Here is a 22,057-nt window from a genome sequence, read left to right as displayed (position 1 = left end):
ACTTTTGCCCCGTCTTGAAATAATCACATTTAAAATTACTACAAGTATCTGCTGAAAATCACTTATATTTCAACATTTTTGATTAGTTTCAATATGAAAATCCCATCCAATTTCAATCAGGGAGCATCTAAACAACAGGAAAAAGCCTTGATTCCAAGACTTTTTGCTTATGCTAAACCAAAACATAACAAGTTTTTTAGGATATTCTGAGTCTAATATAGATGAAATTCTTTTCATATAACAAAAACGCTATATAGCGTTCTTTTTGTTATTCTGAATTACTAGTCTAATCGAATAAACATCATGGCATTTAACAAAGATATGAGTGAGACCGTGTTTATATTATTTGAGTAGATCAGTCTCTTATTTTCAATCGGAGGAATAATAAAATTAGAAATGATGATATCATAAGGCGATTCTTCTAAAGATTCCTTTGATAATTCTAATTCAGTCCAAACTTCAAGTTCAAAATTGTTGCTGCAATAATAAGAAAGTGTCTCTGCAACGGATTTTGCATGATACTGATCAAAATTACTCATAACCAGAACCTTCAGCTTTGGCTGATTTTGTAGTAAATTAAGCACCAAATGTTTGGTATGAGTGATGAAGGTATAAGATAGATGATTTACCATCATTGAACTAGAACAAACCTCAAGAGTCTCTAAATAATGAGAAAGCTCTTTTTTTACATCTGAAACAAATTTAGGGAAAATATTTTGAAAATTCCTGATTGTATTCCCTTTTTGATCAAATAAAATAAACTCAGTGGACAACTCTTGACGATACAGATGTGCGGTATTATGCAGATGCCAAATCAGATTATCCTTATTCTCAATCTCAATCTGATACTTGACTGAAATCTGATCAATAGAATCACTCAATAGATGGTAAGATTTTTCAACATAGCTATCCTTTTTTACGCATTTCATAAAGAGACTTTCATCTATGAAAAACATTTTTTGAAAGTAAGACACAAATAATTGGCAAACAACTTCTTCATCTAAAGAGATATTGTATTCTGATTCAAAACTCTGAGCAACACCTTCTATTCCTTCTGCCTGCATTAAAAAATCCAAACTTTGGTCGTTAAAAGAATCTTTCTCTATTTCCATAAGATGACCAAACTTTATTCGATATAGATTAATAACCAGGAGCAGCTTTAGCATTCTATGCGTTGACAAATTCATTGGAAAGCTTGTTTCCTTATAAACCAATTCTAACAATTGAGATAGGGGCTCTGATGAAAAATTTTCAAATGGCCATTCTAGGAAATAATATTTTTCTGAAAAATATTGTGCAAAAAAGTAACGAATGTCTCTCTCATTTCCAATGATTTGAACAGGGGTCAGACTGATTTCAAATTGAAATTGCCTTTTAATCACTTTATTGATTTGGCTAATAATACGATAGAGCGAAGATGAACTGATATAGAATTCTTTACAAATACTTTCAGCTTGACAACCTTCATTAAAGAAGATAAATTCTAAAATCGAAAAATTAGTTGAATGCTTAAAGAAATGATGGTAAACCATTTCAATATCACTATCATCGGTATTAATAATGCGTATACCATTAGTCGAAGAATGAAAAATCAAGTCAGGAAAAGCAGATTTAACATGGGATAGATCATCTTTGACTGCATGTTCTGTACAATTTAATAACTCTGCTAGTTCAGAACGATGAAACCATCGTTTATGTTCAAATAATAATTCTAATTGCCTATGACTTTTTAGATAATAAATCTCTCATGAATGTCTTTCTCTTTTTATAAATTATCGGATTTCACCTCTTGCAATTATACCACAAAGAATAGGTATAGCATGATATAACAACTTTTACTAAGATCCTTTATTTCGTATAATAACACTACGGAGGCAATATATAAACAATTTTCTTATTTTACCGTCTATTGAGGGCGTGAATACAGAATCAAATTCAAGTCGAAAGATTATATTTTTAATTTTAAAAATTATATAATAGCAACAATCAAAGAATTTGATTTTTTTATATTAAAATTATATAATAATCAAAATAATTGATTATTTTGTATTAAAATTATATAATAACAACAATCAAAGGAATTGATTTATTTTTTGATATTAAAATAAAAAAGGAGGGTAAGCAATGTTGTGGTCTATCATTGCTGGAGGTCTTATTGGACTTGTAGCAGGTAGAATCACTAAAAAAGTAGTTCTATGGGAATCGTCGCAAATGTATTCGCTGGTTTAGTCGGGTCATCTGTAGGATAATCCCTCTTAGGTAGTTGGGGCCCATCCATCGCTGGAATGGCTTTGATCCCATCTATTGCAGGAGTAGCAATTGTTGTTACTGTAGTATCATTCTTTACAGGTAAAAAATAATTACTTGTAGTAATAAACTATTTTTAAATAGATTAGACGGGTAAAAATAGTTTAAATGTTAAATCGAAAGGATTGTATATGTCAAAAGCAAAGAAAATATGTTTCATTATTTTCTGTATTTTAATCTTGACAATTTTCCTTCCTGTTTTGATAGATTATCATCAAGTTAGTGATCTAGGCATTCAGCTATTTAGCTGGAGACAGAATCATTTCGTTGAATTCTATCTCTCTAGATATATATTCTGGGGGATAGTGGCTCTATCAACTTTAGTTTTGTTATCGATGTTAGTTGTGTTGTTTTATCCTAAACGTTATTTGGAAATTCAACTTGAAACTAAAAACGATACATTGAAATTAAAGAATTCAGCAATCGAAGGTTTTGTTAGAAGTTTGGTGAGTGATCATGGATTGATCAAGAACCCAACTGTTCATGTAAATTTACGAAAAAATAAATGTTTCGTTCATGTAGAAGGTAAAATTCTTCCTTCGGACAACATCGCTGACAGATGCCAACTAATTCAAAATGAAATAACTAATGGATTGAAGCAGTTTTTTGGTATTGAGCGTCAGGTTAAACTAGAAGTTCTAGTAAAAGACTACCAGCCTAAACCAAAACCTCAAAACAAAAAGACTGTTAGTCGTGTGAAGTAAGGAAGTAAAAAATGGAATGGCTTAAACAATATCGATATCCAATAATCGCAGGTCTCATAGGCGTATTTCTCGCTTGTTTGATTATCTCCTTTGGCTTCTTCAAAACAATATTTGTATTGATTTTAGGAGCACTGGGAGTTGCAGCTGGATTATATATCGAAAAAAACTATATAGATAAATAAAAAAAATAAAAATTACTAATTTAATTAAAGGAGTTTCATATGTCAAACGAAAAAAACATTAACACTAACGTAGAAAAGAAAGATGCTACTGCTGTAGCTCACGAAATCAAAGGGGAACTTACTTACGAAGATAAAGTTATACAAAAAATCATTGGTCTGTCACTAGAAAACGTTTCAGGTCTTTTGGGAATCGACGGTGGTTTCTTCTCAAATCTTAAAGAAAAAATCGTTAACAGCGATGACGTAACAAGTGGTGTTAACGTAGAAGTTGGTAAAACACAAGTTGCAGTTGACTTAAACATTATTGCTGAGTACCAAAAAAATGTTCCAGCTTTATATTCAGAAATCAGAGAAATCGTATCTTCAGAAGTTGCTAAAATGACTGACTTGGAAGTTGTTGAAATCAACGTAAACGTTGTCGACATCAAAACTAAAGAACAACATGAAGCAGACTCAGTAAGCCTTCAAGATCGCGTATCTGACGTTGCTGAATCAACAGGAGAATTCGCTTCAGAACAATTCGAAAAAGCTAAATCTGGTCTTGGATCTGGTTTCTCAACTGTTCAAGAAAAAGTTAGCGAAGGTGTAGAAGCTGTTAAAGGTGCAGCAACTGGTGTAGTATCTCACGAAAAAACTCGTGTAAACTAAGATAAAATAAATATAACAGGAAAAATTATCATGTCAGTAGAAGAAAAATTAAATCAAGCTAAAGGTTCTATTAAAGAAGGTGTTGGAAAAGCCATCGGTGATGAAAAAATGGAAAAAGAAGGAACAGCTGAAAAAGTTGTTTCTAAAGTAAAAGAAGTTGCTGAAGATGCCAAAGACGCTGTAGAAGGTGCTATCGAAGGTGTTAAAAACATGTTGAGCGGCGACAATAAATAAGGCTAAAAGTTACTTTATCTTTTTAGTAACATTAGTCAAAAGAGTCTGAGTCAAGATGATTCTCAGAAAACAAAAAGCTAGAAATTTCCAATTGCGGAACTCTAGCTTTTTAATTTTGCCTCTTTCTATTATTATATTTCAGCAGGTTGTTGACCGTGAGTACGAATCCCATGTCAATTCTCACTTGGCTCTTACCTCTCAGATAACATCTCTTATAACCCAAACAAACCTTTATCTGCCCAAAGACAGATTTCATATCAATCTTACGTTTAGCGAAAATTTGTCTACCCTTGGAAGATAAAAGTGCCTGATATTCTTTAGTTTTTAAACACTGGTAACGTTCATTCATATACAGTCCCTTTTGAGGGGCTGATTCAGGTTCATCATCGCAGTCAACATTGATTTCAAGGATTTTTACTTTCTATCTACTCTTTTCCATGATGTATTTTCGTACAGGTTCTTCAACTATTTGAACGATTTCAAATCCTTCTTTTTGGTAAAGATTCTGGGCTCTTTGATTTGCCTCGAAGACATTTAGAGAAATACTATCTATATCTACATTTTCAAAGGCCAAACTAACAAATTTCCTTAAAGCCTGGCTACCCAAGCCTTGCCCCTGTTTCTGGGGATTGATAAAAAAGCGTCCAATATGAAGATTGCTGTCTTCTTGCCTGATTTTCTGGATAACCCCCACAAACTCTTGTCCATCAAAGATAGAAAAGATTCCATCCAAATCTTGCAAAACTTGAATTGTCAAGGGAAAAGGAATCATTGTTCCCATCCATTGTTCTTGAAAGGATTTGCCGAGGGAGTTGGACCATTGGCATACGCGCTGAGCATTTTCTACGCTTAACTTTTCTTCAAAACGAATTATCATCTTTGCCTCACCATCTTATCTATGTTTCTCCATTATACTACTTCTCCTATTTTTTACGAATAGATAAGTATGATTGATTTTTATTTTTTTCTTGTCGGGAGCATTCTCGCTTCCTTTCTTGGTTTGGTCATTGACCGTTTTCCAGAGCAATCCATTATCAGTCCAGCCAGTCACTGCGATTCCTGTCAGACTCGCTTGCGCCCCTTAGATTTGATTCCGATTCTCTCGCAGGTGCTCAATCGCTTTCGCTGTCGCTACTGCAAGGCTCACTATCCAGTCTGGTATGCCCTTTTGGAACTAGGCTTAGGACTCATATTTCTGTCTTGGTCTTGGGAATTGCTTTCCTTGGGGCAAGTCGTCCTAATCACCGCTGGTTTGACCTTGGGCATCTACGACTTTCGCCATCAGGAATATCCCTTACTGGTCTGGATGACTTTCCACCTAATCCTAATGGCCGGCTCTGGCTGGAATCTAGTCATGGTCTTCTTCCTTGTCCTTGGAATTTTGGCTCATTTTATCGATATCCGCATGGGCGCAGGGGATTTTCTCTTTTTGGCTTCTTGTGCTCTCGTCTTTAGCGTAACGGAGTTACTGATCTTGATTCAATTTGCTTCTGCAACAGGAATTCTAGCCTTTCTCCTGCAAAAGAAAAAGGAAAGACTTCCTTTTGTGCCTTTCCTCTTACTCGCTGCTTGCGTGATTATTTTTGGTAAGCTACTGCTTGTTTGATGAAGTCCTGAATTGACTCTCCTTGATGAAGAGCTTTTACGATTTTTGAACCGACGATAACCCCATCTGACACCGCATTAAAACGTTCTACATCGGCTTGACTAGATACGCCAAAGCCTGTCAAAACTGGGATGTCGGCTACTTGATGCAGTTGCAACAAGTGCTTGTCCAAGTCTGCACGATAATTGCCTGATTTCCCTGTCACCCCATTGATGGCAACCGCATAGACAAAGCCTTCCGCCCCTTCAATCAACTCTTTCTGACGCTCAATCCCTGTGGTCAAGCTTACTAAAGGAATCAAAGCAATGTCTGTATCTGCTAAAAAGGGCTCCACAAAGTTGGCATGCTCATGAGGCAGGTCTGGAATAATCAAGCCCTTAACCGCTGTATCTGCCAAATCTTTGACAAAGTTCTCCACACCGTACTGAAAGAGGGGGTTGAAGTAGGTCATAATGACCAGCGGAACCTCTGTTTCAATGGTTTTCAAGGTTTCAACCAAAGCTTGTGTCGAAGTCCCGTGGGCTAAACTACGCAAGCCAGCTTCTTCGATAACTGGTCCATCTGCAACAGGGTCTGAAAAAGGAATACCCACTTCAATAGCCGAAACACCCAAATCTTCTAAAAAGTGTATTGTTTCAGCTAGACCATCCAAACCTTTATCATGGTCTCCAGCCATGATATAGGGAACGAAAATTCCTTTTCCAGCTGCTTTTATAGCGTTTAATTTTTCTGTTAGTGTCTTAGGCATGAGCTTCTCCCTTCTTTGCTGCATCTGCTTCCAAGCGGTCTTTGACTTGAACCACATCCTTGTCCCCACGACCTGATAGACAGACTATCATGGATTTGTCTGGTCCAAGTTCTTTGGCCAATTTCACCGCAAAGGCGATAGCATGACTAGATTCCAAGGCTGGAATAATCCCTTCCACACGAGACAAGAGCTGGAATCCTTCCAAGGCTTCTTCGTCTGTCACAGGGACATAGCTGGCACGTTTAATATCGTGGTAGTGAGAATGTTCTGGACCGATACCAGGATAGTCCAAACCTGCTGAGATAGAGAAGGCTTCAAGAATTTGACCATGGGCATCTTGGAGCACATCCATGAGAGAACCGTGAAGAACACCAGGACGACCCTTAGTCAAGGTAGCTGCATGGTGCTCCGTATCCACACCAAGTCCAGCCGCTTCAGCTCCATACATGGCTACAGACTCATCTTCTACAAATGGATGGAAGAGCCCGATAGCATTAGAACCACCACCAACACAGGCTACTAGGGCATCTGGCAGATCTTGTCCTGTCAAGTCACGGTACTGTTGTTTAGCTTCTCGACCAATAACGCTTTGGAAGTCACGAACGATTTCTGGGAAAGGATGAGGCCCCAAGGCAGAACCAAGAATATAGTGGGTGTCGTCGATATTTGCCACCCATGAACGAAGAGCTGCATTGACCGCATCCTTGAGCACGCGCGAACCGTCTGTCACTGCCTCAACCTTGGCTCCCAAAAGCTCCATACGGAACACATTGAGGGCTTGACGTTTAACATCTTCCTCACCCATGTAGATAGTACATTCCATGTTAAAGAGGGCTGCAGCAGTTGCAGTTGCCACACCGTGCTGACCAGCACCTGTTTCAGCGATAATTTTCTTTTTGCCCATGCGTTTAGCCAGAAGAACTTGTCCCAAGGCATTGTTAATCTTGTGGGCCCCTGTATGGTTAAGGTCTTCACGTTTGAGATAAATCTTGGCTCCGCCAATATGCTGGGTCAAGTTTTTTGCGTAGTAAAGAGGAGTTTCACGACCTACGTACTGACGTAAGAGCTGGTTCAATTCCTCCTGGAAACTTGGGTCTGCCTGACTTTCACGATAGGCCTTCTCCAACTCCAAAACTGCTGTCATCAATGTTTCTGGGACGAAACGTCCACCGAATTTTCCGTAAAATCCATCTTTATTTGGTTCTTGATATGCCATTCTTTACCCTCTCTATAAATCTTCTAATCTTTTCATGATCTTTTTGTCCATCTGTCTCCACTCCGCTTGATACATCTACTGCATAGGGAGTAAAGTGTTGAATTGCTTTTACTACATTGTCTTCCTTAAGGCCACCTGCGATAAAGAAAGGCTGAGTTAATCCAGTCGTATCCAGTTGACCCCAATCAAAGGTCTGGCCACTCCCAGCTACAGGGGCATCAAAGAGTAGATAATCTGCCTGAGAATTAGGCACATGACCCTCTCCATCCACCTGCACCGCCTGAATGCTGGCACAAGGCAACTCCTCAAACAACTCATCTACCACCTGACCGTGAACTTGAACTAGGTCCAAGCCAACCTTTTCAATCGCTTCTAGCAATTCTGCCCGACTTGGTGAAACAAATACGCCAACCTTCTTAACATTAGCAGGAATGGGCTTTGCCAGCTCAGCAGCCTGATCCAAGCTCACCTGTCTTTTACTAGGTGCAAAGACAAAACCGATGTAGTCAGCTCCTGCTGAAACGGCTGTTTCCACCGCTTCTTTGGTAGATAGTCCACAAATTTTAACCTTTGTCAATCTGCAACTCCTTGATTCTCTGGGCTACATCCTCTGCCTGCATGAGAGCTGTTCCCACCAAAATTCCGTTAAAGAATGGTGCTACTCGTTCCGCATCCTGCCCTGTGAAAATAGCAGATTCAGAAATGTAATAGCGACCTTCTTCAAAGTGCTGGGCCAAGGCTACACTGGTCTGCAAGTCGACTTCAAAGGTGGTCAAGTTGCGATTATTAACCCCAATAATCTCAGCACCAAGTCTGTGGGCCACCTCTAGTTCAGCTAGATTGTGAGTCTCCACCAAGACTTCCAAACCAAGCTCTGTCGCGTAGTCGTACAGTTCCTTGAGGAGTTCTTCTGACAAGGCAGCGACAATAAGCAAGATGACTGTCGCACCGGCATTGCGAGCACGGATGATTTGCTTTTCATCGATGATAAAGTCCTTGTTGAGCGTCGGAATGTTTACCTGACTGGAAATCTCTCGTAGATAATCCAAATGCCCTTTAAAGAAGACTTCATCTGTCAAAACCGAAATCATCACTGCTCCGTTCGCTTCATAAGTCTGGGCCTGTTGCACAATATCCACATCGAGATTGATATCTCCCAGACTAGGACTAGCCTTCTTGACTTCAGCGATTACCTGTAAACGGTCTTGGTGATTCTTCAAAAATTCAGCCAAGCGATAGGTCTGGCGTAGGGGCTGGATTTCCTCCAGCTCCATCTGTTCGACCTCACGCGCCTTCTGCTCTAAGATTCGTGCTAAAAATTCCTGACTCATTTTTGGTACTCCTGTAACAGTCTGAGTTTTTCAAGGGCCTTGCCACTAGCAATGACTTGACGAGCCAAGGCAACTCCTTCTTTGATACTAGCTACCTTACCATTAGCATAGAAACCAAGACCAGCATTCAAGACTGTCGTTTCCAAGAATGGACTTGCTTCATTTTTGAGAACACTCAGCAAAATCTCTGCATTTTCCTGAGCATTCCCTCCACGAATATCTTCGATAGCGTAGCGCTCCATCCCCAAATCCTCTGGAGTAAAGCTTGACAAGGTGATTTCGCCATTCTCAAGAAGTGCAATCTTGGTTGTTCCATTCAAACCAGCTTCATCAAGCCCTTCTGGTCCAGCAACTACGATGGCACGTTTGCGACCCATATTTTTCAAAACCTGAGCTGTACTTTCTAGAAGTTCTGGACGACTGATACCAAGAAGCTGTGTTTCCAAGGCCATTGGGTGAATCAGGGGACCAGTCAAGTTCATGATCGTTGGAATTCCTAGTTCCAAACGAGCTGGCATGATGTATTTCATAGCTGGGTGCATATTTTTGGCAAAGAGAAAGACGATGCCAGTTTTATCAAAGACCTTACCTAGTTCAGCTGGTTTGAGGTCTAGGTTAATGCCCAAGGCTTCTAGGACATCTGCAGAACCGGATTTAGAAGAAATCGAACGGTTTCCGTGCTTGGCCATGTGGACACCGCCACCAGCCAAGACAAAGGCTGCAGTTGTAGAGATGTTAAAGCTGAAAGACTTGTCCCCACCTGTACCACAGTTATCCATGGCATCATGGATTTCAGTTGGAATATGTTGGGCATGTCCTCTCATGACTTGGGCAATGGCTGTGCGCTCTTCAGGTGTTTCCCCCTTCATCTTAAGAGCCAAGAGGAGAGAAGCAATCTGTGCTTCGGTTACACGCCCAGTTACGATACGCTCAATGACATCCGTCATTTCCACACCTGATAAATTTTCAAATTTTGCTAGTTTTTCAATAATCTCTTTCATCCTAGTTCCCTCACTTTACAACCTTTTCGATAAAATTCCGAATAGAAGACAAGCCATCTGGCGTTCCGATACTCTCTGGATGGTACTGGAAGCCATAAATTGGAAGGGTTTTGTGTTGAATTCCCATAATAGCCTGGTCATCAGTCGAACGAGCTGTCACTTCAAACTCTTCTGGCATTTCTTCAATCAAAATACTGTGGTAACGCATGACCGCACGGCCATCCTCAATTCCTTGATACAAAACAGATGGCGCTTCAAAGCTGATATTGCTCTGTTTCCCATGCATGACTTTTGGCGCCAAACCTAACTTACCACCAAAGACTTCTGCGATGGCTTGGTGACCCAAACAAATCCCTAGAATTGGTTTCTTACCTGCAAAGTCACGAATCATGTCTTCCATCTTTCCAGCATCAACTGGCCAACCAGGACCAGGAGAAAAGACCAGACCATCTGCTTTTTCAGCTTCTTCATACAGCTTGGGATCATCATTTCTCAAGACTTGCACTTCTGCAAAATTCCCAATGTATTGGGCCAAGTTATAGGTAAAAGAATCATAGTTGTCAATCAATAAAATCATGGTCTTAGTTCTCCAATTCTAGTCATAGATTTAGCCTTATTAATGGTTTCTTGGTATTCGTTTTTTGCGATAGAGTCATAGACAATCCCTGCCCCAGCCTGCACATAAGCTGTTTGATTTTTGAGAATCATGGTTCGGATGGCAATGGCGAAATCCATATCACCCGTCGCAGACAAGTAGCCAATTGCTCCTGCATATACGCCCCGTTTTTCCGTTTCCAGTTCATAGATGCGTCTCATAGCTCGAATTTTTGGTGCTCCAGAAACAGTTCCAGCAGGAAGTGTTGCTTTCAAGGCATCCATAGCAGTGAGTTCTGGAAGCAAACGCCCCTTGACCACACTGGTCAAATGCATGACATATCGGAAGAGCTCTACTTCCATATACTTGGTGACTTGGACACTGGCCGTTTCAGAGATGCGACCAATATCATTACGTCCCAAGTCTACCAACATTCGATGCTCTGCTGTTTCCTTCTCATCAGAAAGTAAATCTGTCGCCAAAGCCTTATCCTCTTCTTCCGTTGCTCCTCTTGGTCGCGTTCCCGCAATCGGATTGGTTGTCACGATGCCATTTTTGACAGAAACCAAACTTTCAGGACTGGCACCGATGATTTGATAATCTCCAAAATCATAGAAATAGAGGTAATTTGATGGATTGGTCACGCGGAGATTTCTGTAGAAGTCAAATGGATTTCCAGTAACTTCTGCTGAGAAACGCTGACTGAGCACGCATTGGAACATATCTCCATTACGAATCAAGTCACGAGCTCTTTCCACCATTTCCTCAAACTTCTGAGGAGCGATATGCGGTTTGAAGTCGAGCGGAGATAAATCCAAGTCTTCAAATTCATTTGGAGCAGGAATGCGTAATTCCTCAAGCACCTGGTTCAAGGCTTTTTCCAAGTCTTCTTGATTGCGTTCGCTATAAAGAGCATCCTCGATGACATGGATTTTTTCTTTCTTGTGGTCAAAGACCATGTAACTCTCATAGACGAAGAAATGCATGTCTGGCGTTCCAATAGTATCTTCAGGAATTTGACCAATTTCTTCATAAAGCGAAATCATATCGTAACCAACAAAACCAATTGCCCCACCACCAAAAGGGAGGTCTGAATGGTGCTGGCTCTTATGAGTCACTTCATAAAGAAAATCCAAGGAATCACGATCAATCACTTGACCATTTTGATAAAGAATCCCATTTTCAAACTTAATCTCAAAAACTGGATTATAAGCTAAGATAGAAAAACGAGCGGTTTCCTTGTCTCTCGGAATACTCTCTAAGATAACCTTGTGTTGCCCCTTTAGGCGCATATAAGCCAAGATTGGTGATAAGACATCTCCATGAATGATTCGTTCCATTGTAATTTCCCTTTCAGTTCTACTTCTAGTCCGTGGCGACTATATGAAAAATCCCCACGCAAAACAACTTGCGTGAGGACGAAATTCGCGGTGCCACCTCAATTATAGGATTTCTCCTATCTCTCATTCCTGTCTCAGATACCTCCTGTAACAGGCTGTGCGATAAAGGGCACTCCCTTGAGAATTATGTTTTCTTCTCTCATTTCAGATGGACCCAACCTTACAGCTTTCTCTGCTTGTTTCCAGCAACCACAAGCTCTCTGTGAGAGAAAAGACTGTAATTTTTCCATCTATTATTTTTTAACTTCTAGGTAGTCCGCAATTGCAGCTACGTCCTTGTCTCCACGACCAGAGACATTGATGATGATAATGTCGTCTTTACTTAGTTTCGGTGCACGTTTAACTGCTTCTGCGATAGCGTGCGAACTTTCAATCGCTGGGATAATTCCTTCAGTCTTGCTGAGAAGGAGGAGAGCCTTAACAGCTTCTTCATCCGTCGCAGCCACATATTCCACGCGACCTGAATCTTTGAAGTAGGCGTGTTCTGGGCCAACCCCTGGATAGTCCAATCCAGCTGAGATAGAGTAAACTGGGGCCAGCTCTCCATCTTCCTTAAAGACTGCATAAGTCTTCATACCGTCGACAATTCCGATACTACCTTTTGTCATAGTAGCTGCGTGCTTGTCTGTGTCAAGTCCATGACCAGCAGCTTCGACCCCAACCAATTTAACTTCTTCATCAGCTACATACTGAGAAAAAGCACCAATGGCATTGGAACCACCACCTACACAGGCAATAACATAGTCTGGTAAACGACCTTCTTTTTCTAAGATTTGACGGCGAGATTCTTCACTGATGACCTTTTGGAACTCGTGGACAATGGTAGGATAAGGGTGAGGACCTACAGCAGATCCCAGAACATAGAAGGCTTCAAGGTCATTCATCCATGCTCCAAAGGCTGCATCAACAGCATCTTTGAGGGTACGAGTCCCTGTTTCAACTGCGTGAACAGTTGCTCCCATCATCTCCATACGGAAAACATTGAGACGTTGACGCTCCACATCCTCTGCCCCCATGTAGACATCACAGGCCATACCAAACTTGGCTGCAGCTGCCGCCGTCGCAACCCCGTGCTGACCAGCTCCTGTTTCCGCAATCACTCGTTTTTTGCCCATGCGTTTAGCAAGAAGAATTTGTCCTAAAACGTTATTGAGTTTGTGAGAACCAAGATGGTTAAGGTCTTCGCGCTTGAGATAAATCTTAGCGCCACCTAAGTGCTCTGTCAAACTTTCTGCAAAATAGAGCGGTGTTTCGCGACCGGAATAGTCCTTTAAGTAATGACGAAATTCTGCCAAAAACTCTGGATCATTCTTGTACTTGTCAAATGTCACTTCCAACTCATCCAACAAAGCCTGAATCGGCTCCGGTACAAAACTACCACCAAATTGTCCAAAATAACCTTTAGTTGTCATAAAAATTTTCCTCTTTCAGTATTGATTTCGAGATATGAAAAAAGCCCACACACAGATTGAATTCTGTGTGAGGGCGTTGGTAACGCGGTGCCACCTCAATTATAAAGGGACTATCCCCTTTACATCTCTACCTTGTCTAACAACAAGTTGCACTGTAAGGTGTGCGCACCGAATTTTCATTGTTTCAAATTCATTTTTAAAATCAGCCCACTTTCACTACCTCCAATCACCTGTTCACAATCACCACAGGCTCCCTGAAGATCAAAAATAGTTACTTTTCTGATTTGTTGAACTTATTTTAATACTTTGTTTTTTCTTTGTCAAGACTTTTTTACGATTTTTTTGATAAAGTTAGCACTTTTTCAGAAACTGTTTTGAAAGTCTCAATGATATAGTCTACTTCTTCATCGCTTAGTTTAGTGTGAAGAGGGAGCGTAATTTCATTTTCAAAGAAGGAATAGGCCTTGGGATAATTCGCCATATCAAAGCCAAGATTCTTATAAGCTGTCAAGAGCGGAAGCGGTTTGTAGTGGACATTGCTTGCAATTCCTGCTTTTGCTAATTCTTGAATGATAAGATTGCGTTCTTCTAAGCTTGCTCCATCTACATGGGTGATGTAAAGGTGACGTGAAGATTCGACAGTTTCAGTCTTGTGTGCCAATGGATGGATGCGAGAACCTGCAAAACCACGATCATAGCGGTCCACGATCTCCTTACGACGTTCTAGCAAACCAGGGTAACGGTCCAATTGTACCAAACCAAGTGACGCCATGATATCGGTCATATTGCACTTGTAGGCTGGTGTTACGATATCGTATTCCCATGAACCCAGTTGCATCTTGGCTAGGGCATCCTTAGTTTGACCATGAAGGGAAAGAATTTGGAATTCCTTATACATCTCTTCATCATCAATCGCTGGATTGGCTTTCCAAGTCGCACTTCCACCTTCTGCCGTTGTAAAGTTCTTAACAGCATGGAATGAGAAGGAAGTAAAGTCAGCGATAGAACCAGCTGGTTGTCCTTTATAAGTAGATCCCAAAGCATGAGCACTATCAGAAACTATCACGATACGGTTAAAGGCTTTTTGCCACTTGCTTGAAGCAGTAAAGAGATCACGTTTCTTCTCCACAACTTGGAACAAACGGTCATAGTTGCAAACAATCCCTGCAAGCTCTACTGGGATGATCACCTTAGTATTTTCAGTGATGGCTTGCTCAAGCAAGTCATAGTCCATCTCAAACGTATCTGCTTGGATATCCACCATGACAGGGGTCGCCCCTACATGAGTGATAACACTACATGAAGCTGTATAGGTCATGGCTGGAACGATGACTTCATCACCAGGTCCCACTTCCAAGACGCGCAAAATCAACTCAAGAGCGGCAGTCGCAGAGTTAAGGCAGACAGTCTTAGGTGTCTGTGTGTATTGAGACAAGCGACGCTCCAGTTCTTTTGTCTTAGGACCTGTTGTAATCCAACCAGAACGCAGAGTATCCGCTACTTCAGCAATTTCAGCTTCGGTGATATCGGGTGGTGAAAATGGAATATTGTAATTTGGCATTGATTTGCTCCTTTTATCTGTACTCATACTCAATGAAAATCAAAGAGCAAACTAGGAAACTAGCCGCAGGCTGTACTTGAGTACGGCAAGGCGAAGCTGACGTGGTTTGAATTTGATTTTCGAAGAGTATCATTTTCTCATGACTACTTTATTTTAACACTTCAAACACGGTTTGAAACATGATTTTGATGTCTCCAAGGAAACTAAATTCTCGGAGATAGGCAAGGTTATAGCGCATCTTTTCAGGAAGGACGTGGTCTACATAGGCTTGGTCAACTGACAGGCCTTTTTCGGTCATTTGACTGATAATAGTGTCCTCATCCTTGTAGTTGATGCTGGCTGGAGAGGTGATCCCTGCTGGCAAAAGCAAGGTTGCCATCATTTCAGGGCTATACTGCTCTGTGTAGCGTGGCACTTCAGGTCGTGTACCGACAAAGGACATTTCGCCTTTAAGGACATTGACCAGCTGAGGCAGTTCGTCCAAACGCACACGGCGGATAAAATTGCCAACCTTGGTAATGCGGCTATCGTTAGCAGAAGTCACCAGACTACCTTTTTTATCTGCATCCGTCACCATGGTACGGAACTTCCAAATCTTGAACCGACGGTTGTACTGGGTCACGCGCTCTTGCTTGTAAATCACTGGCCCATTGCTATCCAACTTGATCCAAATGCTCAAGATGAGAAAGATTGGAGAGGCCAGAACCAGTAAGACCAAGGCTAGAACCCAGTCCAAGCAACGCTTGAAAATCAGCGAACCCTTCCTTTTAGAGACAAGCTGGTAGTAAGACTCAACCTCGCTTGATTTCATTTCCACGGGCAAGTCTTCCCATTTCAGCATGCTGTTTCTCCTTTGTTTTTATTATACTATTTGTCAACATTTTTCATTATACCACAAAATGGAAAAGGCGGTGAAAGAAATCTGTAATTTGAAGGATTTCCTTCTTACGGTCAATGAAAATCAAAGAGTATTAGGACATGGCCCCGGCCTGCAAACTATACATCTTGTGATAGGTTCCTCCCAGAGCCAAGAGTTCCTCATGGGTTCCACTCTCGATGATGCGCCCCTTGTCCAAAACATAGATACAGTTGGCGTCTTGGATGGTCGAAAGACGGTGAGCGATGGCAATGGTTGTCCGTCCCTGTCTCATCTTAGCCAGAGAAGCTTGAACCAAACTTTCTGTTTCAGAGTCAATATTGGCTGTCGCTTCATCCAAAATCAGGATTTTAGGCTGACTGGCGACTGTTCTGGCAAAGGCAAGAAGCTGACGCTGACCAGTAGAGAAGCTCGACCCACGCTCAGAAACAGGGGAATCATAACCCTGAGGAAGTTCTTGAATAAAGGAATCTGCATCCACGAAAGCAGCTGCATTCTGGACCTCTTCGTCACTGATTTTTTGGTACATGGCGATATTGGACTTAATGGTTCCATGATAGAGGAAGGGATCCTGCAAGACCAGACCTATGTTTTTTCTCAACTCTTCCTGACTGTAGTCCCTAATATCCACATCATCCAAGAGAACTCGCCCTGACTGAAATTCATAAAAGCGCATGAGGACATTGATAATCGAAGATTTCCCTGAACCTGTATGGCCTACAAATGCAATGGTTTCACCCTTATTAACAGAGAAAGAAATGTCATCAAGAATCGGATGTTTGCCATCATAAGAGAAACATACATGTTCAAACCGAATATTACCTTCTGTAATCTTTGCTTGGCTATCCTTTTGAAGGGGTTCATAGGTCCTCTCGTCAATCAAAGCAAAGACACGACCTGCAGAAACCATAGAAGTTTGAAGGGTTGAAAAGTTTTGCGTCACTTCAATCAAGGGGTCAAAGAGACGATTGATATACTGGATAAAGGCATACATGGTTCCAGCTGTTATTCCCAGATAAAGTCCACGGTAGCCAAAATAAGCCATTAAAACTGCATATCCTAGGAGTTTCAGCAAACTCATGGCAGGGCGCAAAAAGAGGGCATCCAAGGCTACAGAACGGTTGGCATAGACCAAGTGTTCTTGGTTGATTTCATCAAACTCTGACTGTAGGCGCTTCTCTTGATTAAAGGCCTGGATAATCCTGATTCCTTCGATGTTTTCGGCCAGCTTACTATTGATATCTGACAAGAGACTTCTGGTTTTTTCGATAATCTTGACGGATTTTTTCCGATAGAGATTGACCAAAAGGAAAATCAAGGGGAGAAAGAGCAAGACTAATGCAGTCAAACGAAAATCCAACACCAACATGGTATAAAGAGTTGTCAGAAAGATGAAAACTGCTGAGATAAAGCTAGATAAAATCCCTGAAAACATATCACTGATGGTCTCGGTATCATTTGTCAAACGAGAGACGATAGAGCCTGCTGGCGTCTTGTCAAAGTAAGACATACTCAGTTTTTCCATATTGGCAAAGGCATCGCTACGAATATCCCTAACAATACTGTAAGACACGCGCGCAAAGAGAAGATTGCCGACATACTGGACCAGAGTTTGTAGGATATAAAGGCCATAGTAGACCAGCAAAACGGTCACAGCGAGTTGGTTGAGATTGCTGAGATACTGGTCAATAAAGTGGGAAGCCACAAGGGGAATGACACTTTTAATGACCGTCGTCGCTAGTAGAAAACTAAGTGCCAAAAAAGTCAGGAGCCCATAAGGCTTGAGATAAGACATCAAGCGCTTCAATACAGTCCATTGTTCTTGTTTATTCTGCATCTTCTTCTCCTTTCATTTCCAGCTGCTGAGACTGGTAGGTTTGAGCATACCAGCCATCCAAAGCTAGCAAGTCTTCGTGCCTGCCTCGTTCGATGATTTGGCCATTTTGCAGGACTAAAATCAAATCTGCATGGACAACTGCACTGAGGCGATGAGCCGTGATAATGGTTGTCTTGTCCTGACGCGTTTCCTTAAGATTGTCAATAATAGCATACTCTGTCTTGGCATCCACGGCTGACAAGGAATCATCTAAAATCAAAATATCAGGGTCTAAAATCATCGCCCGACTCATAGCCAGACGTTGCTTTTGACCACCAGAAAGACTGACTCCCTTTTCACCAATCAACGTATCAAATCCCTGAGGCATGGCTACAATGTCTTGGTAAACTTGGGCTAGCTTAGTCGCTTCCTCGACCGCTGAAAGGGGCAAGTTAGGATTGCTAAAGCGGATATTATCTAAAATCGAAGTCGCAAAGAGGAACTGGTCCTGAGGGACGTAGCCCATGAGACTGCGAAGGTCTGTCAGACGATAGTCACGAATATTATGACCGTTTAGGTAAATGCCTCCCTTATCCACATCGTATTCACGCAAGAGGAGTTTAATCAAGGACGTTTTTCCAGAGCCTGTCTGACCAACCAAGCCCAGAGTTTGCCCTTTTTCCAAACGAAAGTGAACATCCGTCAGTGTTTCCTCATTTTCAAAGGCAAAGCTATCAATGGCATACTGCAAGCGCCCGTTTTCAATTCCATCTAAAGGAAACTCAGGGTCTTGTACAGGTGATTCCTGAGACAAAAGTTCCTCAATCCGCTGATAGGAAACCTTCCCTCGCTGAGTAATATTAAAGAGGAAACCAATGGCCATAAGAGGCCAAACCAGCATATCCAAGTAGCTGATAAAGGTAACTAAATTCCCAACTGTAATCTGCCCTTCCTGAACCATCAAGGAGCCGACCAAGAGGGTTAAAACATAGGATGAACCAACAAATAAGAGAACCATGGGGTCAAAGAGACTATCGTATTTCATGATTTGGAGGTTCTTTTGGAAGGTCAGTTCATTGACTTCCTGAAAGGACTTGAGCTCGTCCGCCTGATACCCGAAAGACTTGGTCACTTTAATACCTGATACAGACTCCTGTACCTTATTATTAAGTTCAGAAAAGGCAGCCTGCGATTCGCCAAAGGCCTTGTGGGTCTTTCTCCCTAGACGACTGGTGGCATAAGCCATGAAAGGCAGGGGAAGAATGGCAACCAAGGTCATCTGCCATGAAATGCTAAAGAGCATGGTCAACAAGGTCACTAAAGCTGTGATTGAGGCATCCACCGCTGACATAACCCCTCCCCCTGCGAGACGGGTTAAGGCATTGATATCATTGGTGGCATGCGCCATCAGGTCCCCCGTCCGATAGGTCTGATAAAAGGCTGGAGACATTTTAGTAAAATGCTCAAACAATCGAGAGCGCATAATCTGCCCCAGACGATAGGAAGTCCCAAGGATATACATGCGCCAAACATAGCGTAGATAGTACATCCCAAAGGCCACAAGCAACAGGTAAAATAGGTCAAGAAGGAGGTCCTGCTGGCTTAATTGCCCCGATGTTATGGCATCAATGACCCGTCCCATAACCATAGGTGGAATGAGATTGAGGATGGAAACCAAGACCAGGGCCACAATCCCGACTAAATAACGGCGTTTTTCTAACTTGAAAAACCACCAAAGTTTTTGAATAATGGACATAAAATCCCTTTCTGATTGCAAATTGAAACCTGAGGCCAAGACCCCAGGTTTTTCTTATTCATAGGTTACGACTGTGACGGCACCCTTGTCATACTCAGCGATAAAGATATTGGCTACATTGTCATGTCCTTGCTTGCTGAGGTTATCAAGCAGCCATTCTTCGTTACGACCAATCGACTCCAAAACATCGACTTGTATCACACCGTCAGTCACAACTGGATACTTAGGATTTTCATCCCCCATTTGGACCACGATGAGTTGGCCATTTTGCTCCTGCACAGCTCGTTTGACTTGCTTCATCTGGAAAATCCCTTGGCTACGAAGTTTGAGGGCTACATCCGCTGCAGACAAGCCAACTGAACGACAGGCTTCTGGGTCAATCTGCCCATTTTTGATAAGGAGAGTTGGTTTTCCATCAATCAAGCGTTTCACAAAGCGAACATTGTTATTGAGCCACTTGAGGGTCAAGACCAAAATCGTCCACATCATCAAAATCACTGCATACTGGAGAATGCTGATAGAACTATTGTAAATCACCCCACCGATGATACCACCGAGAACATAGTTCTGAATTTGGTCTGTCGCAGAGTTAGGTGCTAGGTTCCCCTTTCCTGTCACATTGATAACAAAAACAAGCGAGAAGAGCCCCAAGGCCAGTTTGATTAAAATTTCCATATAATTGAGTGTCATTTGTTTACCTCCACCAATTCAATAGCGTCTGTTTGATTCAATTCTAATTTCTCTAAAAGATACTTGTCTGGTTGGCTCCCGTTCATGGCACGATAGAAATTTGAACCTACCTTGATAAGTGCTCCATCAGTGGCTGCAGAAGTATTGACATAAACTTCTGATTTATCCACTCCCAAGTCTTTGGAAACAACCTCTATGAAATGAAGGGAAGTTTGAAATTGGTTGTTAGAGGCTTGATTGGTCTGGTATTTTGAGATTGTCACCAAAAGCATGGCCACCAAGGTCAAGGCCAAAATCATGACCAATTCCCGAAACTTAGTCCCCTTTTTATCTCGATAGGCTTTAAAAGCAAAAAATCCTGTGATAGCTAGGAGCACAATCCCAAAGCCAATCATCATTCCATTTTGCTGACTGATTTGGCTAAGTACATAGTCATATGAGTAAAATTTCATTTATTTTCACTCCCTTTCATAAAATCATTCTTAATTATAAACGAAAGAGAGTGATTTTTCAAGCCATACGTTGGGGAAATAGACCTTTTTTTGGTATAATAAAATCTATAATCTGAATGAAAAAGGTAACTTTATGAAACTCATCTCATGGAATATTGATTCCCTCAATGCTGCCCTAACTAGTGACTCAGCTCGTGCCAAATTGTCCCAAGAAGTCCTACAAACCCTTGTGGAAGAAAATGCTGATATCATCGCTATCCAAGAAACCAAACTTTCTGCCAAAGGGCCTACAAAGAAACACTTGGAAATTTTAGAAAAACTCTTCCCAGGCTACGAAAACACGTGGCGCTCTTCCCAAGAGCCTGCCCGTAAAGGCTATGCTGGAACCATGTTCCTCTATAAGAAAGAACTCACACCCACTGTCACTTTCCCAGAAATCGGTGCTCCGTCTACCATGGACTTGGAAGGCCGTATCATCACTCTAGAATTTGATGAATTTTTCGTAACCCAAGTTTACACCCCAAACGCTGGCGATGGCCTCAAACGCTTGGAAGAACGTCAAGTCTGGGATGTCAAATATGCTGAGTATTTGGCTCAACTAGACAAAGAAAAACCAGTCCTTGCAACCGGTGACTACAATGTGGCCCACAATGAGATTGACCTTGCAAATCCTGCTAGCAACCGCCGTTCACCAGGATTTACCGACGAGGAGCGTGCTGGATTTACTAACCTTTTAGCAACTGGATTTACTGATACCTTCCGCCACATTCACGGCGATGTTCCAGAACGCTACACTTGGTGGGCACAGCGCAGCAAGACTTCTAAAATCAATAATACTGGCTGGAGAATTGACTACTGGCTCACAAGTAACCGCATCGCTAACAAGGTGACTAAGTCTGATATGATCGACTCGGGAGCTCGCCAAGACCATACACCTATTGTCATGGAGATTGAACTCTAAGGAGAAAACGAATGGACTATCAAGCTGTCATTCCTGAATTTGTAGTATCTGACATCGAAAAATCACGCCACTTCTACTGCAACCTGCTAGGATTCTCTGTCGAATACGAGCGTCCAGAGGAGAAATTTCTCTTCCTCTCACTTGAAGACTGCCAACTTATGCTAGAAGAAGGCAGCACAGAAGAATTAGCCCAACTAACCTATCCTTTCGGGCGCGGTGTCAATATTTCCTTTGGTATTGAAGATGTCCCTCAACTCCACCAAAAACTGCTAGAAGCTGACTATCCTATCCATCGTCCCCTAACAAAAAGAGAATTTCGAGTGGGAGATAGCTTTATATATCCCCATGAATTTGCGATTTTGGATCCTGATGGTTATTTTTTAAGATTTAGCGAGTAGAATAATAAAGATTGGGAAAAAGTCTTTAAAGTTAGAAAAAGGCATATTGTCAAGTCTTGAAAAATCTTGATAATATGCCTTTTATGATGGAAAAACCTTCTAAATGTTAGCCAATAAGTTAATTTTCTCCCATTATTATTATGTTTGTTCGTTTTTTAAACC

The 22,057-nt window shown here is 41.5% G+C and carries 23 protein-coding genes, 2 pseudogenes and 2 other annotated features; of the genes and pseudogenes, 8 read left to right on the top strand and 17 right to left on the bottom strand.

From position 1 onward, the window contains the following. Positions 1–281: 281 nt before the first annotated feature. A pseudogene (mgaSpn, locus tag LG372_RS08700) lies at positions 282–1,749 on the bottom strand (virulence factor transcriptional regulator MgaSpn). A 375-nt stretch (positions 1,750–2,124) separates the two neighbouring features. On the opposite strand from mgaSpn, the pseudogene LG372_RS08695 reads away from it, so the two are divergent. The 5 genes and pseudogenes from LG372_RS08695 to LG372_RS08675 all read left to right on the top strand — a co-directional run bounded on the left by LG372_RS08695 (position 2,125) and on the right by LG372_RS08675 (position 4,075). Then, positions 2,125–2,360 (top strand): annotated as a pseudogene (locus LG372_RS08695) (GlsB/YeaQ/YmgE family stress response membrane protein). 78 nt (positions 2,361–2,438) lie between these two features. Further along, positions 2,439–3,011, top strand: a complete 573-nt coding sequence (gene amaP, locus LG372_RS08690; RefSeq protein WP_020901648.1) for an alkaline shock response membrane anchor protein AmaP — start codon at positions 2,439–2,441, stop codon at positions 3,009–3,011. Positions 3,012–3,022: 11 nt separating this feature from the next. Then, a complete protein-coding gene (locus LG372_RS08685) occupies positions 3,023–3,193 on the top strand; it encodes a DUF2273 domain-containing protein (protein WP_000455064.1) in 171 nt (56 codons plus the stop codon). Between the two features lie 39 nt (positions 3,194–3,232). After that, complete coding sequence (locus LG372_RS08680) at positions 3,233–3,841, top strand: Asp23/Gls24 family envelope stress response protein (RefSeq protein WP_000064110.1); 609 nt, start codon at positions 3,233–3,235, stop codon at positions 3,839–3,841. Positions 3,842–3,871: 30 nt separating this feature from the next. Continuing rightward, positions 3,872–4,075 carry a CsbD family protein gene (locus tag LG372_RS08675; RefSeq protein ID WP_000109960.1) on the top strand — a complete coding sequence of 68 codons (204 nt, stop codon included), beginning with the start codon at positions 3,872–3,874 and terminating at the stop codon, positions 4,073–4,075. A 109-nt stretch (positions 4,076–4,184) separates the two neighbouring features. Here the strand turns inward: LG372_RS08675 and LG372_RS08670 are convergent, their stop codons facing one another. Continuing rightward, positions 4,185–4,424, bottom strand: a complete 240-nt coding sequence (locus LG372_RS08670; RefSeq protein WP_033687246.1) for a transposase — start codon at positions 4,422–4,424, stop codon at positions 4,185–4,187. 72 nt (positions 4,425–4,496) lie between these two features. Beyond that, positions 4,497–4,952 (bottom strand): GNAT family N-acetyltransferase, encoded by a 456-nt coding sequence (locus LG372_RS08665; RefSeq protein WP_225742614.1) that lies wholly within the window; start codon positions 4,950–4,952, stop codon positions 4,497–4,499. Between the two features lie 69 nt (positions 4,953–5,021). On the opposite strand from LG372_RS08665, the gene LG372_RS08660 reads away from it, so the two are divergent. Next, positions 5,022–5,681: a prepilin peptidase gene (locus LG372_RS08660; RefSeq protein WP_225742613.1), complete on the top strand. Its 660-nt coding sequence runs from the start codon at positions 5,022–5,024 to the stop codon at positions 5,679–5,681. Here LG372_RS08660 and trpA read toward each other — a convergent pair. The 14 genes from trpA to LG372_RS08590 form a co-directional block, all read right to left on the bottom strand. Further along, positions 5,653–6,429 carry a tryptophan synthase subunit alpha gene (trpA, locus tag LG372_RS08655; protein ID WP_049551734.1) on the bottom strand — a complete coding sequence of 259 codons (777 nt, stop codon included), beginning with the start codon at positions 6,427–6,429 and terminating at the stop codon, positions 5,653–5,655. The genes LG372_RS08660 and trpA overlap by 29 nt on opposite strands. Beyond that, complete coding sequence (trpB, locus tag LG372_RS08650) at positions 6,422–7,645, bottom strand: tryptophan synthase subunit beta (RefSeq protein WP_000331265.1); 1,224 nt, start codon at positions 7,643–7,645, stop codon at positions 6,422–6,424. Before trpB (LG372_RS08650) ends, trpA begins: the two co-directional genes overlap by 8 nt. After that, positions 7,623–8,222: a phosphoribosylanthranilate isomerase gene (locus LG372_RS08645; RefSeq protein WP_225742612.1), complete on the bottom strand. Its 600-nt coding sequence runs from the start codon at positions 8,220–8,222 to the stop codon at positions 7,623–7,625. The genes trpB (LG372_RS08650) and LG372_RS08645 overlap by 23 nt, the downstream gene beginning before the upstream one ends. After that, a complete protein-coding gene (gene trpC / locus LG372_RS08640; RefSeq protein ID WP_225742611.1) occupies positions 8,209–8,976 on the bottom strand; it encodes an indole-3-glycerol phosphate synthase TrpC in 768 nt (255 codons plus the stop codon). Before trpC ends, LG372_RS08645 begins: the two co-directional genes overlap by 14 nt. Next, complete coding sequence (trpD, locus tag LG372_RS08635; RefSeq protein WP_125431415.1) at positions 8,973–9,977, bottom strand: anthranilate phosphoribosyltransferase; 1,005 nt, start codon at positions 9,975–9,977, stop codon at positions 8,973–8,975. Before trpD ends, trpC begins: the two co-directional genes overlap by 4 nt. 10 nt (positions 9,978–9,987) lie before the next feature. Then, positions 9,988–10,554: an aminodeoxychorismate/anthranilate synthase component II gene (locus LG372_RS08630; RefSeq protein ID WP_004256039.1), complete on the bottom strand. Its 567-nt coding sequence runs from the start codon at positions 10,552–10,554 to the stop codon at positions 9,988–9,990. After that, a complete protein-coding gene (gene trpE / locus LG372_RS08625; protein WP_225742610.1) occupies positions 10,551–11,912 on the bottom strand; it encodes an anthranilate synthase component I in 1,362 nt (453 codons plus the stop codon). Before trpE ends, LG372_RS08630 begins: the two co-directional genes overlap by 4 nt. A 71-nt stretch (positions 11,913–11,983) precedes the next feature. Next, positions 11,984–12,215 (bottom strand) — a binding site (T-box leader). Beyond that, positions 12,206–13,384, bottom strand: a complete 1,179-nt coding sequence (gene trpB, locus LG372_RS08620; RefSeq protein ID WP_225742609.1) for a tryptophan synthase subunit beta — start codon at positions 13,382–13,384, stop codon at positions 12,206–12,208. (Overlaps the previous feature by 10 nt.) Positions 13,385–13,450: 66 nt before the next feature. After that, positions 13,451–13,681, bottom strand: a binding site (T-box leader). 34 nt (positions 13,682–13,715) lie between these two features. Further along, complete coding sequence (locus tag LG372_RS08615) at positions 13,716–14,945, bottom strand: DegT/DnrJ/EryC1/StrS family aminotransferase (protein WP_225742608.1); 1,230 nt, start codon at positions 14,943–14,945, stop codon at positions 13,716–13,718. A 148-nt stretch (positions 14,946–15,093) separates the two neighbouring features. Then, positions 15,094–15,786, bottom strand: coding sequence for a sugar transferase (locus LG372_RS08610; protein ID WP_225742607.1), 693 nt, complete (start codon positions 15,784–15,786; stop codon positions 15,094–15,096). Positions 15,787–15,916: 130 nt separating this feature from the next. After that, on the bottom strand, positions 15,917–17,659 hold the full coding sequence (locus LG372_RS08605) for an ABC transporter ATP-binding protein (protein ID WP_140224630.1): 1,743 nt from the start codon (positions 17,657–17,659) through the stop codon (positions 15,917–15,919). After that, complete coding sequence (locus tag LG372_RS08600; RefSeq protein WP_225742606.1) at positions 17,649–19,394, bottom strand: ABC transporter ATP-binding protein; 1,746 nt, start codon at positions 19,392–19,394, stop codon at positions 17,649–17,651. Before LG372_RS08600 ends, LG372_RS08605 begins: the two co-directional genes overlap by 11 nt. 54 nt (positions 19,395–19,448) lie before the next feature. After that, on the bottom strand, positions 19,449–20,084 hold the full coding sequence (locus LG372_RS08595) for a DUF421 domain-containing protein (protein ID WP_225742605.1): 636 nt from the start codon (positions 20,082–20,084) through the stop codon (positions 19,449–19,451). Next, positions 20,081–20,536 (bottom strand): DUF3290 family protein, encoded by a 456-nt coding sequence (locus tag LG372_RS08590; RefSeq protein WP_023943895.1) that lies wholly within the window; start codon positions 20,534–20,536, stop codon positions 20,081–20,083. Before LG372_RS08590 ends, LG372_RS08595 begins: the two co-directional genes overlap by 4 nt. 133 nt (positions 20,537–20,669) lie before the next feature. On the opposite strand from LG372_RS08590, the gene LG372_RS08585 reads away from it, so the two are divergent. Both LG372_RS08585 and LG372_RS08580 read left to right on the top strand, forming a co-directional pair. After that, complete coding sequence (locus tag LG372_RS08585) at positions 20,670–21,497, top strand: exodeoxyribonuclease III (RefSeq protein WP_225742604.1); 828 nt, start codon at positions 20,670–20,672, stop codon at positions 21,495–21,497. An 11-nt stretch (positions 21,498–21,508) separates the two neighbouring features. After that, positions 21,509–21,895, top strand: a complete 387-nt coding sequence (locus tag LG372_RS08580) for a bleomycin resistance protein (RefSeq protein ID WP_225742603.1) — start codon at positions 21,509–21,511, stop codon at positions 21,893–21,895. Positions 21,896–22,057 lie beyond the last annotated feature (162 nt).

The organism is Streptococcus sp. Marseille-Q5112, from assembly GCF_916700555.1.
Lineage (GTDB): Bacteria > Bacillota > Bacilli > Lactobacillales > Streptococcaceae > Streptococcus > Streptococcus symci.
Note: the sequence above shows the minus strand (reverse complement) of the source record. Positions and strands in the feature narration are given on the sequence as shown.